Source organism: Sulfurovum xiamenensis (assembly GCF_030347995.1).
Lineage (GTDB): Bacteria > Campylobacterota > Campylobacteria > Campylobacterales > Sulfurovaceae > Sulfurovum > Sulfurovum xiamenensis.
Window position 1 is genome coordinate 15,487 of the sequence record NZ_JAQIBC010000012.1, and the last position, 11,581, is coordinate 27,067.

At 38.4% G+C, this 11,581-nt stretch carries 20 protein-coding genes; all 20 read right to left on the minus strand.

Features of this window, described 5'->3' with window-relative positions:
- Window position 1: 1 nt before the first annotated feature.
- Window positions 2-937 carry a major capsid protein gene (locus PF327_RS10815; RefSeq protein ID WP_289402586.1) on the minus strand — a complete coding sequence of 312 codons (936 nt, stop codon included), beginning with the start codon at window positions 935-937 and terminating at the stop codon, window positions 2-4.
- On the minus strand, window positions 937-1,665 hold the full coding sequence (locus PF327_RS10820) for a hypothetical protein (RefSeq protein WP_289402587.1): 729 nt from the start codon (window positions 1,663-1,665) through the stop codon (window positions 937-939). The genes PF327_RS10815 and PF327_RS10820 overlap by 1 nt, the downstream gene beginning before the upstream one ends.
- Before the next feature lie 74 nt (window positions 1,666-1,739).
- Complete coding sequence (locus PF327_RS10825) at window positions 1,740-2,666, minus strand: minor capsid protein (protein ID WP_289402588.1); 927 nt, start codon at window positions 2,664-2,666, stop codon at window positions 1,740-1,742.
- Window positions 2,666-4,042 (minus strand): hypothetical protein, encoded by a 1,377-nt coding sequence (locus PF327_RS10830; protein ID WP_289402589.1) that lies wholly within the window; start codon window positions 4,040-4,042, stop codon window positions 2,666-2,668. Before PF327_RS10830 ends, PF327_RS10825 begins: the two co-directional genes overlap by 1 nt.
- 51 nt (window positions 4,043-4,093) lie before the next feature.
- Window positions 4,094-5,320, minus strand: a complete 1,227-nt coding sequence (locus PF327_RS10835; protein ID WP_289402590.1) for a PBSX family phage terminase large subunit — start codon at window positions 5,318-5,320, stop codon at window positions 4,094-4,096.
- Window positions 5,304-5,684, minus strand: coding sequence for a terminase small subunit (locus PF327_RS10840; RefSeq protein ID WP_289402591.1), 381 nt, complete (start codon window positions 5,682-5,684; stop codon window positions 5,304-5,306). The genes PF327_RS10835 and PF327_RS10840 overlap by 17 nt, the downstream gene beginning before the upstream one ends.
- Complete coding sequence (locus tag PF327_RS10845) at window positions 5,677-5,916, minus strand: hypothetical protein (protein WP_289402592.1); 240 nt, start codon at window positions 5,914-5,916, stop codon at window positions 5,677-5,679. The genes PF327_RS10840 and PF327_RS10845 overlap by 8 nt, the downstream gene beginning before the upstream one ends.
- Window positions 5,913-6,284: a hypothetical protein gene (locus tag PF327_RS10850; RefSeq protein ID WP_289402593.1), complete on the minus strand. Its 372-nt coding sequence runs from the start codon at window positions 6,282-6,284 to the stop codon at window positions 5,913-5,915. The genes PF327_RS10845 and PF327_RS10850 overlap by 4 nt, the downstream gene beginning before the upstream one ends.
- Entirely contained in the window at window positions 6,284-6,682 is a 399-nt protein-coding gene (locus PF327_RS10855; protein ID WP_289402594.1) for a VRR-NUC domain-containing protein, read from the minus strand. Before PF327_RS10855 ends, PF327_RS10850 begins: the two co-directional genes overlap by 1 nt.
- On the minus strand, window positions 6,679-6,852 hold the full coding sequence (locus PF327_RS10860) for a hypothetical protein (RefSeq protein ID WP_289402595.1): 174 nt from the start codon (window positions 6,850-6,852) through the stop codon (window positions 6,679-6,681). Before PF327_RS10860 ends, PF327_RS10855 begins: the two co-directional genes overlap by 4 nt.
- Window positions 6,853-6,860: 8 nt before the next feature.
- Complete coding sequence (locus tag PF327_RS10865; protein WP_289402596.1) at window positions 6,861-7,364, minus strand: DUF736 family protein; 504 nt, start codon at window positions 7,362-7,364, stop codon at window positions 6,861-6,863.
- A gap of 11 nt (window positions 7,365-7,375) precedes the next feature.
- Complete coding sequence (locus PF327_RS10870) at window positions 7,376-7,561, minus strand: hypothetical protein (protein WP_289402597.1); 186 nt, start codon at window positions 7,559-7,561, stop codon at window positions 7,376-7,378.
- Window positions 7,562-7,631: 70 nt separating this feature from the next.
- On the minus strand, window positions 7,632-8,276 hold the full coding sequence (locus PF327_RS10875) for a DNA cytosine methyltransferase (protein WP_289402598.1): 645 nt from the start codon (window positions 8,274-8,276) through the stop codon (window positions 7,632-7,634).
- Window positions 8,273-8,491, minus strand: coding sequence for a DUF7220 family protein (locus tag PF327_RS11485; RefSeq protein ID WP_434481334.1), 219 nt, complete (start codon window positions 8,489-8,491; stop codon window positions 8,273-8,275). Before PF327_RS11485 ends, PF327_RS10875 begins: the two co-directional genes overlap by 4 nt.
- Complete coding sequence (locus PF327_RS10880; RefSeq protein ID WP_289402599.1) at window positions 8,488-9,453, minus strand: P-loop NTPase family protein; 966 nt, start codon at window positions 9,451-9,453, stop codon at window positions 8,488-8,490. The genes PF327_RS11485 and PF327_RS10880 overlap by 4 nt, the downstream gene beginning before the upstream one ends.
- On the minus strand, window positions 9,444-10,097 hold the full coding sequence (locus tag PF327_RS10885) for a helix-turn-helix domain-containing protein (protein WP_289402600.1): 654 nt from the start codon (window positions 10,095-10,097) through the stop codon (window positions 9,444-9,446). The genes PF327_RS10880 and PF327_RS10885 overlap by 10 nt, the downstream gene beginning before the upstream one ends.
- Window positions 10,097-10,417: a hypothetical protein gene (locus PF327_RS10890; RefSeq protein ID WP_289402601.1), complete on the minus strand. Its 321-nt coding sequence runs from the start codon at window positions 10,415-10,417 to the stop codon at window positions 10,097-10,099. Before PF327_RS10890 ends, PF327_RS10885 begins: the two co-directional genes overlap by 1 nt.
- Window positions 10,414-10,662 (minus strand): helix-turn-helix domain-containing protein, encoded by a 249-nt coding sequence (locus tag PF327_RS10895; RefSeq protein ID WP_289402602.1) that lies wholly within the window; start codon window positions 10,660-10,662, stop codon window positions 10,414-10,416. Before PF327_RS10895 ends, PF327_RS10890 begins: the two co-directional genes overlap by 4 nt.
- A 204-nt stretch (window positions 10,663-10,866) precedes the next feature.
- Window positions 10,867-11,298 (minus strand): hypothetical protein, encoded by a 432-nt coding sequence (locus PF327_RS10900; protein ID WP_289402603.1) that lies wholly within the window; start codon window positions 11,296-11,298, stop codon window positions 10,867-10,869.
- Window positions 11,299-11,326: 28 nt separating this feature from the next.
- A complete protein-coding gene (locus PF327_RS10905) occupies window positions 11,327-11,548 on the minus strand; it encodes a hypothetical protein (protein ID WP_289402604.1) in 222 nt (73 codons plus the stop codon).
- Window positions 11,549-11,581: the final 33 nt, after the last annotated feature.

Here is an 11,581-nt window from a genome sequence, read left to right on the forward strand (position 1 = left end):
ATTACACCGCCGATGCTTTGATAAGTACGCCTGCACTGCCTTTTCTGTCACCTACCAACGCCCATGAAGCTGCCGCACCAAGTGTCGCATCTGTAGGGTTTGCACCTTGAGTTGAAACATATTTGAACCCTTTGATTTTGAGTGTATATGCTCCCTCTTCTCTTAGGTACATACCTGCATTCTCATTCACAACGCTTTCTTGTGAGAAGAAACGGATAGCTTCTGATTCATCGATCATGATCGCACCTGCTGCAAGCCCAAGGACTTTGTTTACAGTCGTTGTCAATGCATCCGAATCAACCATCCATAGGCTTCTTCCAAGTGTTCCTGTTTCGCCTTGATACACTGCACCGTAAGAGATTTGGTCACCACTTGAATTAAGTGAGCCGTCGATCAACTTAGATACCACGATTGAAGGCGATACGAATGTCACGATATCCGCGCTCTTGTCACCGAACTTGAATACACCCATATTAAGGTCATTGATCGTAATGGTATTCAATACAGATGTTGTGTGTACGCTGTCTGCCTCTGTACCAATCGCAGCTACCAAAGAGATCAACGCTCTTTTAAGGATGTATCTAGTGACCGCATTACCGATCTCTTCACCAAGCTTTGTTTGCATTGCTTCCATTGATGTACCGTATCTTGCAAGTTCTGTGTAAGTTGCAAATACCAACTCTTTAAAGTAGAGTTTTACATCTGTTTGCTCCAAATTTGAAAGTCTCTTTGGAGTTGCAGCCGTGTCTACTGTCGGGTCTCTTCTTGATGCTTCACCCAGTGAATCAAAGATAGTAGACTGTAGGAAGTCACCCTTGTGGATAGACTCTCCTACTTCGATTGCCCCGTTTGTTGCTGTTTGTGCCATTAAAAGATTGTCTTTGATCTGATCCATAGCGATCAGTGTTACAACCTCGTTGTTAAATACCATTGCCATTAGTTAGCTCCTTGCGCTTTTTGTTGATAATGGGCGAATTTCTCAGAAGGTGTCATTTTCTTGACATCTGTTTCTGGATTACCGCCACCGCCTGAAGGTCCAGGACTATTCTTTGTGCTTGTTTTTCGGAATGATGCATACTGCTCCCCTGAAAGAACTGTTTTCACATAATCGGTCACGCTCTGTGCTTTACCGTCATGCACCACTGGCACTCTCTGATCACCAACAACCGTAAAAGGCGAAATACCCTCACCGACTACTCCCACGTTTTTAGACACAAGGTCTCTGAACGCACTTCTGATAAGTGGGTCATCAACCAAGACATCAGAGTTTGCATCTATTGCTTTTGCAAGTTCTGCATCTACTCTCATTGTGTTAAAACGTTCCTCATATTCAGTCTTGATGTTTTTGATCTCATCATCTTTCCCGGCCAATGCCTGAGTAAGTTCCTGAATGTCCTTTGAAGTCTTGTCATTCCCTGAAAGTTCTTTGAGCTTCTCTTTGACTGTCTCATCATCGATCTTCTCAATCCCCAACGCTTTCTTGACAAGCTGATTGCCGAGTTTGTATCTGTCTTTTTCTTCTTTCACGCTATCAAACTGTGATTGAAGGCTATCAATTGTTGATTGTTTTTGTTCATCATTGTTCTTGATCAATGCAGCAATGGCGCCGATCTCCGCTTTTGCTTCCGCATTGTCTCCGACTAACCCTAGAAGTTTTTCAAACATAATTGTCCTTTGTGTGATTTTGGCCTACAGGCTCAATGCTCACACTATGACTCACAATTTAGATTTTTAAAAAGTTACAGATTGATAAGGTAGTTAAATTCTTTGAGAGAGATATGTTTGTTTGACTTGACTATTTTTTGCACTTCTTTTGGCTGAAGGTCTAGCCATTCGTAGTAGTTTATATTTGGAAACACAGAACCATTCTTTTTAGTACCTTCTTCTGTGGTAAAGTATTGCTGTCCTGCTCTTTGTTGAACATTTTTAGATATCGGTGCAAGTGTGCATCTGCATCTAAAGTGTATCTTTGGCTTTTGGTCAGGTTTGATATCCTTTAGCCTTTTCCATTTCTTCCCGTCCAATTCACGGCATATTGCACAGGTATTGACTTCAAGCGTGGCTACAAATTCATACCCTTTAATAATATCCTGCTTTTCAAGTTCATTAAATGTGTCCTCTTTGGCATCTTCACGAGCTTTTGCCATAGCACTTTGGATGATCGTCTTATCAATATGTGATAGTCTTTTATCGGTGGACTGTCTCAGCTCTCTTGCTACAACGCTGCTATGTTTACCCTCGGATATCCCAAGAGCGATGATCCGTTTAAACTGCTTTATATGGTCACTATTATTGGTTTTAAGTATGTCTCCAAGTTCATAGCCGTGTATCAGTGTCTTAGCATTGAACTTCATAGCCTTGTCTATAGGTGTATCTAAATACAGTGATGAAACATATGAAGCTGAAATTCCTGCCACTATTGCCATTTCAGCAAGCAGATTGTCTGACAGTGTTTTGTATACCGGGTCCAGTTCTTCCGTGATCAGTTTAGTAAGTAACCTTCTTCTTTGAAGCTCTGTCATATCCTCTGATGTTACGAATGCAGATATAACCTTGTCAAGTGTATCAAGTATCGATCTCTCATAAGATGTAAGACCGTCAAGCTTCAGTTGACTCGCAAGTGCTTCATATCTTAAAAGAAGGTGGTACCTTTCAATATCTGTCATTATGACACACCGTTAGCTGTGAGCCTGTCTTTGAGCTTTTGAATGTCTATCGTTTTTAGCAGTCCGTAGCTTTGAATCTCTGTGAGGAATGCTTCGCGGTCTATGGTCTCATCCATGTATAGATCACTAAGCATCTTATAGACAATATCCGTGAGCCCTGAATCAATGAACTCTTTATTGGTAGAAATATACCCTTCTGTTTTTTCGCCTGCGAATTTGCACATAAGGTCATGGATCCTGTTTAGATAGTGTTCCATATCCTGAGATAATGAAGCGGCCATGCTCTCTCCGGCAGTTCTTTCACTCTCTGATTGCTCAACTGTTTTATTCCCGGATGATTCTGTGAAGAACTTGATAAACCCGTCCAATATGGCCAGTTTCTTATCTTCAAGCGTTGTTTTGAGTATCGTATCCGCATTACCGTCAAGCTCTTTGATCTCTACATCACCAAGCTTTGCACCGGTCTCTGGATGAACGCTAAAGTCTATACCCTTATTGGCCTGGAACTCAACCACCTGTATGGTATTTCCGTTATCATCGGTTTTCTCTGTGGCGATACCTGAACTATTTGACATCATCCCCCAAGTTACCACGAAAGGGAATGCCAGTTTTTTATTGTAGCTGTCTTTTGCGCTTTCTATATTGTAATGCTGCAGTTGATAGTTTGCCTCATTGATGAAGTTCGGTATGTCGTTTACTTCATCCATTGTAAGCTCTATGATATTCAGCTCTTCAACTTCTGATTGTACCGTTTGGTATAGACTTACCCCGTCTTTTGTCTCTCTGAATATCTCCGTGATGCCGTCATTGAAATAGACACGATATTCATTGTTTGTTTTAGTTTCATACCTTGTTTCACTCTCTACATAGCTCCCTGCAATGGCAATGTGTACAATATTTCCAAGACTGTCACGCTTCAGGATATTATCCATAACGCGGTCACGGGTAATGATCTCAATATACGGCCTGATGCCCTTCTGCTCTTCTTCTTTTGCATTCTTGGCATCATTGACCGGGGTCCACACCAATACATAGACCTTGTTTGACAACAGAAGTTGTTTCAGAAGTGTTTTTGCTATTTTATTGAGTGATTGTTTACCATCTGCCGTTTCGTAGTATTTGGTTAGCTTTGGCGATACTTTCTCATCTATGGTGATCTCAGTTTTAAAAAGGATATCTACAATGGAGTTGATGCCTTTTTTAAAAGTCGTACCGCATGAAGCAATGCTTTTTCTTGAATTGAATTCAATTGTGCTTTCACTGTTTGACTTGATAAGGTATTCCTGAACTCTATTGGCCCCCACATAAACATCGTTACATTTTTTTGATTGTGCTATGACTGTGGTATCTTTGATCTTGAATTCAGGTACGGACATGAGATGCCTTTTTGCTTTCCACTTTAACTCACAATTTATGTAAATCTAAAATTAGAAGAAAGCGTGGGTATTGAGTGTCGGTTTGATCTGTAATGGCTTCTCTGTGAATACTGCATAACGTATAGAGTCCATTGCATCATCATTCAGCTTGATCGGTTCATCGAGTGGGTTATCTGCCTTGTCAAGCTTCCATGAGTACAGGTTGAACTCATTAATGATGTTGGTACTGTTTTTTGTGACATAGATATTGTATGACTTCACCTTGTCAATACCTGCTGCTACATTCTTTATCGCTTTGGTAACATTGAACCCTGCACTCCTTAACTCTTTTATCCTGTCAGGCTCTGCAGCATCTGCCCGGCCAAGTATTGACATGATATGTGGGTGTGTCTGTTTTACGGTTCTGATCATCTCTGAAGTGGTGGCCTCTGATCTGTAAAACACTTCATCAATATAAAGATTATTACCATCGATCATAATCTCTGTGAGTGCCATAGGGTGGTTAAAACCAAAGTCAAGACCGTATCTGTGTATCTCTGCATCTTTTGGCAATGAATCAATGATCTTGTAGTCTGTATAAATAAGTCCTTTAAGTACACCCCACTTACCAAGTGCATAGATATCATAATATGTTTTATTGGTTATTTTTAGGCTTTCAAGAATACGGACATACTCACTGTCAATGAATCTATTGTCCATGTATGTAGTATGAAGTATGGTTGCATTTGCATCTTTATTGTCAAAGAAACGTACTTTTAGCCAGTGTGTTGATGAGATAGGGTTGAAGCTTAGAATGATCTGCTTGTAGTTAGTTAAATGTTCACCCCTTAGCCTGAGGTCAAGCTGTGTGAAGTCATCCAGTGTAAGTTCAGATGCTTCTTCTATCCATATGGCTGTAACATCCTTGATGGATTTCATCTTCTCTTTGTTATCAAGGCCTCTGAATATGATCGTGCTGTTATTTGGACACTTGATGGTCATCTCACCGGTGGGTGATTCAGAGTAGTGAAAAAGATGGTCCACACCCATTGATTTAATGGCACCGATGATCTCATCCCTGGCACTGTCTCTGAGTGTCTTTTCAACCTTTCTGACCACAAGAAACCTATGATTACTTTCTGTGAGTAACCTAAATACGATCTTTTGTGCTACGAATACGGATTTACCGCTACCTGCACCACCGTATAAAACCAAGTACCTTGATACATTATAATAGTAGGGAACGTAAACATCATTGGTTATGTTTGGCAGTCCAGACAGGTCAATCCTTGCGCTCACCGTCTACCTTTGGCATACCTACCACGATGATGTCGTTGTTCTTTTGTGAGTTGTCCTTTTCATAAATTCCTAAATGTTTTCCAAGTATCTCATAGGCTTTTAAACGGTTATTTTCATGCTCCCCTAGTACTGCTATGTCTCTAATTCCGTTCACCACAAAATCAACCGTTATTTCGTTTCTATCGCGTACTTCTTTTTGTTTCTCTGATATAAAATTAGCTATGTGAGGTTTCGTGAGGTTTTCATATCCCATTTCTTTTGCAGTATTTTCACTGTACCCGGCACGTATTGCAGCCTGTGTAGCATTTAGATCAATAAGGTACTCTTCACAGAATCTTTTCTGCTTTTGTGTAAGCTTACTCATCGTCATCATCCTCACTCAATTCAGAAAATTCAATCGTACCGTGAAGAACTCTTGTTTTAAGCATTTCAACTGCACCTAAAAGCTCAAATGAACTTATGTTGTCATTGATACCATATGCCGACTTTGTATCACCGTTATGATCTACCCATACGATAGCCAGTCCGCCTACTTTACCACGCATAATGTCGCATGATGCCTCAGAGAGAGTTTTTTGAATCTTTTCTATGCTCACTTGAACCTCCTTTTGTATTTAGTAAGTTCTTTTTCAATGGTATAGCACCTTGTGCAGGTGTTTCTACCAACCAAAGGTATTTTGGCACCACACCTAGTACAGTCTTTTTTCTCTGTCTTGAAGTAGTACTTTTTTCTTTCAGTCTTATTCTTCTGTTTTAACTCACAATCTTCAGAACACTGATGGCTTCTGTTTCTTTCTAGCCAGTCATATGGCTTTCCGCACACATTACAGTTCCTGGGCTTCTTATTCTTTTCGCACCATAGATCGTTCGCGTGTTTCTGCCTATGAGGAATACAGCAGTATTTGTAATTTGTTGGTAAATGCTCTATACTCTTTCCACACTCGCTGTATCCACATGTTCTCATTATCCCTCCTTGTGAGATTTTATAAACTCTATTGCCTCTTCACGCCCATAGCACACCATCCCTTCTGCGTACTCGAACCCGTTTACTTTTGTTAAGAAATCATACTGCTCTTTACTCACCTTTGTATGGGAGATAGACCTTTGACCGCTTTTTAGTATCTTTGGCCTGCGTTTCATCTCAATGAAGAGTATTTTGTTTGGGAGCATGACTATGAGGTCTGATACTCCCTTTCGTTTACCGACCGCTTTTGCTTTCTGTTCAGCGATCATTGCATACTTTCTGTTTTGCTTATGGGTATTATTCTCATTGACCGGTGCAAAGTGCATTATACGGTTTATGGTTAGCCACTGGACCAATGCATGCTGTTCTTCGTATTCTATGGGTATATGTTTAGTCATAACATGAACCTTATCTCTCTAAGTGCTTTTTGCATTTCATATAGATCCTTTTGTTTTAGTGCGAACTTCACTTTTTTGTCTATATTGCTAAGAATCTCTTTCGCCTCTTCCAAAAGCTCTTTATTGGTTTTCTTTTTTGCTTTTTCTGCAGCTGTTTTTGTCATTCTCATTTCATATCCTAAAAAGGAATATCATCTTCACTATTGATACCTGTGCCCTCATATTCAACCGGAATTCCATTGTGAGTGGTTGGTCCTGCATAGCTGCTTTCAGGTTCATTGCTTTGACTTTGATTACTCTTTGTGAAATTATCATTGCTCCAGAGTATGTTGTATAAGATCGGTTGAACAGGCATACCTTCAGATGGTGTATATTTGACTATAGCAATGTATATTTTTCCGTTTTGGAACAATGGACTTTCAAGGTACCCACTCATATATTCATTACCTTTCTCTGACTTCTTCATCCAAAGAGACCCTATCTTTACACGGTCAAAGCTTTCACCTTTTCTGTTTGGACTCCAGTATACATTGTAATCTGGACTGTTACTTTCTTTTTTATCTTTCACCTTTGACATGGTTGCACTGAAGCTTCCGATAGGTATCCTTACGGATAACTCAAGCCATTTAACCATTTGGTTGTTGATCTCTTCTTCTTTTTGTCTTACGAATCCTATAGTCATCCATGCTCTCCTTATGATACTTTTTCAAAATTTTCTAAATTAACCTCATTCAGTTTCAATGTCTGAATGATTCTGCCTTGACTGTCCTCAACACAAATGCGTGTCACACCACAAATGTTTTTGATGATTCCTTTCATTCCGCCTTTGTTTTTGATCGTGTCACCGATTTTAATCAAATTTCCTAGTCTATCTGTCATATTTTTCTCCTTATAATTTTTCCTATTACTGATGGTTTGAATGGTTTTGGTTTGAATATGTTTAGTATCTTCATGCTGTTTCTCCTATAAAATCAAATAGACCACCCTGCTTATATTTAACGGTATCCATAGCAACATCAAGAATATATTTTCCAACCTCAGGATTAACCATATTCCTCAATATCTGTCTCTTGTTTGATATGTCATACTTGTCCAGGCTTACCCCATATACAGATCCTGATCCATTAATTGATTCATGCTTCCTATCATCTTCAATATCAATCATTGGTATATTGAAATTGCTCCAAAATGGATGCCTATGAAGTATTACTTGTGGCTTAATAAGATAGTCATAATATGGCTTTACGTTTTCAATCACAAACTTAGTATCTTTTGGTGCAAAATTCTGTAATAGTATTATCTGCTGATACAATGTCATATCAGGGTATAACGCTTCATACTGCCCTGAGTGGACTCCACACCTTCTAATATCTGAGTGAGTTGGGCATGGTGGTGAAGCCCAAATAAAATCAAATTCTTTGTAGTGGTCTATTAAATACTGATGTGCATCACATACTACTACATTGTCATTTTGATACAAGTCTTTATATACTTTTGCAATATCTTCATTGTATTCAACCGCAGTTATCTCATGCTCATCTCCCCATAGTTTCCTATTTCCGCCTATGCCTGCGTAAAGGTTTAGTATTTTCATGCTTTCGATCCAATCTTATTGAATACTCTTCGTATCGTGTACGATCTTGTGTATGACGCTATAAAGAACATAAACGATGATCCCGTTGCCTGCTCTACTGAAACAACCACGCCCATGATTGGAAATGCAAAATAAACCAAGCACCAGCCAATTATGATGCCTGTTATTTGGTTTGTGGCTGCCTCGTAATGGGAGTGTTTTTTTGATTGACTCATGCTGTCTCCTCATACTCATAAACTTCAGGCTCAATACCGAATATCTCACTCTTATTCAATTCGATTGTGAATAACCTGTCATCCTCACGGTTCTTTGTGCATTTAATGATTCTCATGTCCTCGTTAAAGAGATCCATGCCGAACTCATCTTTTTTCACTTTTCCATTTTCAACAAGTTTCATTTTCAGAATGTAGATGATGTAGTCTGCGTCATACTCTGCATCGTTACCATGTTTGATAGCAAGTACACCGTCACGCTCTGAACTTTGGCTTATCTGGTTGATGATGTAGATATTTATTCCAAGTGTGCTTGTAAGCTCAGACAGGTTTTGTGAGATAAGCGAATATCTTTCGTATCTGTCACTTACACCTTTGATATTAAGCTTCATAGTTGAATCGATCACAAAATGATTTACACCACTTGCGTTAAGAAGTTTTATCTCCGAGACCACATCATCCAAATCTCTACTTGAGTTGTAGTAAAGCAGGTTATCTTCATTATGTTCGAAGTCTTCAAGTTTTTCTGTCACTCTCTTTTTTCCCATCTCAAAGTCAAACCAACTTACACGCTCATGGTTGCTAAGTGATGTCATGATCTTTAGCATGAGTGAAGATTTTCCTGCACCCCTGCTTCCTGCGATCTGAATGTAGTTTCCTAAGGAGAAACCGCCTCTATGATTCAACATTGCCTGTCTTTCTGTAACAAGTGCATAGTCAAGGCTTCTTATACCTGTTTCTCTCTTTGGTCTTTTAGGCATGTTTGCCACTTCTTGCTTGATAAGTCTTACCGGGATAGATCTCTGTCTTTTTATCTCAGTGTTTACTTCATTCAAAACTTCTAGTCTAAGTGTCAGGTACTCATGCTCTAGTTTTTTCCCTTCTGCGATATCTCCTGCCTGGTATGCACTTGCGTATCTGTTTCTTAGAGACAGTGCCATTTCTGCTTTTTGTTTTAGCTCCATAATCTTACCTCCACATCTGATACCTGTTCTGATAATGACTTTGTGTTGTAGTCAAGCAAGAAGTTGTGAAAGTTCTTAGAGTATTTCTGCTCTTCTCTCTGATGATCTAAATAATCACTAAGGATATTTGATTTGTTTTCTATGTCTAAATATGCTTCATACTCTTCATCTGTATTTTTAATCTTGCTTTTAAAATGAGCTTTTTCTCTTAGCTTTGCAATTAAAACTTTGAAGTCAATGTCTGTGTGCCTATTATCTCTAATAAGTTTATTCTCTATATTAGTATTATTAATACGAGTGGATTTTCCACATGAGGGTTTTCCACATGAGGGTTTTCCACTTTTGGCTGTCTGATTTTCCACTTTTGGCTCGTCGAATAATTCATAAATTCCAGTACCATTTGACAACTTTCTATACTGAATGTATCCTGCATTTTTAAGCTCTTTTAATGCACTTTTTACACTGTCAATTCCATCTTTTACCTGTGTAGAAATAGACTTAATCGTAAAATTCCATCCTTCAGGCTTACTATCCATAAATGCATAAAGACCTTTAGCTTTTAGAGATAAGTTTTCATCATTTAATACCATGTTTGACACCTGTGTATATCTCTTTTTTTGTCTTTTTCTTATAGTGTTTTCCATTATGCAACTCCTAAAATGATGCGATCATTTCTTTTCTCAATAAGGTATTCATGATATCTCTTTGATAAACTGAATATGAATGGAGTTAAGGCAGCAATTTCCATCCATTCGTGTGATGAAGTTTGCTCTATCTCCATATTTAAAAGGCTGTAGAACCTATCTTCTGTATCTGTAGTTTCATTGATCTTTGAAGCTATGAGTTTTCTGTCATCGCTTGTGAATAGGCTTGTATCCAGTATGAATGCATCTTTTGTATCCATTCCAAGATCATTTGACCAAAGAAAGCTACCGAGTAATGCTCTTTCTATGTTTACACTCATTTCGACACCACCATAAAATACTCTTTAAATCTTGCACCTGATGGAGCTTTTACGAACTCATCTCTAATATCGTATCCCATAGCACGTAATTCTGAAATTCTCGTTCTTAGGCTACTTCCTAATCCCATACGTAAGCCTTTAAGTTCAGACAGTCTAATACCGCCTTGCATCATTTGTAAAGCTTTTTTTCTCATGCCAGTAAGTCTGTAGTTTTTAAGTGGTTTTTGATCTTGTTTGTAGTTCATGATAATTCTCCCATAGAATTAATACTTTTCAGAAGAGTCGCCTACTATGGGAGTAGTAAAGCAACGACTCTGAAAAATGCTTTTATTAAACACATGGTAAAATGTAGAGTTACCTTTGTGTAACAGCGTGTTAAAACTTGAGGTTGGTTAGCTTTGGTTGGTAAGCCAACCTCTCAAAACCCATCGTAATGGGCTTCAAGAGATTTACAAATTAGCTTTAGTCTCAATCACTCCATAATAAAGATGATCAACAACGCTTTTTAATGACCTAATGTCGATACAGTCAATCTCATGCTTTTCTATCTCATCATTACCGTTAAGGCACTCTGTTATCTTTTGTGTGATATGTCCTATCTCTGTCATGGCTTCAAGTGTTTTTGTTTTAAGTTCACTTTCGCTGAACGGTTTAATGTGTGCGAAATCTTCAAGATCATAAAGTATGGTTGATAACTGTTCCTGGTTAAAGCGTTTTAGATCATCGTTGAAGAAGTTCCTTATGACTTGCTCCGGGTTTCTTCCACCGATATTCAAAAGTGTTGAATAATAAGCGGTCCACTTATAGTTAAGACCGTCACATTTGCTTATCATGTTTGCTTTAAGTATCGTGTAGTATTGCTGTTCTGCCTGTGATTTCATGGTTTTTATTGCCCTCCCTTAAACCTTGCTAGGTGTGTTTTTTGGTGTTAGTATTGTGTTGTAGGTATGATTTACCAAGGTATTTTTCTTGTGATTCAGGACTAAAGAAAATAGATATAGGAACTTTGAATTCTTCTAATATCTTTTCCATTTCATGACCTTTAAAAGAGTTACTTCTTAGTTTTTTTGAAACATTAGACTGAGAAATGCTAAGTAAATCTGCAATTTGTTCTTGTTTTATTCTTTTCATGTGAAGATTATTCCATATTTGAATTTAATTAAA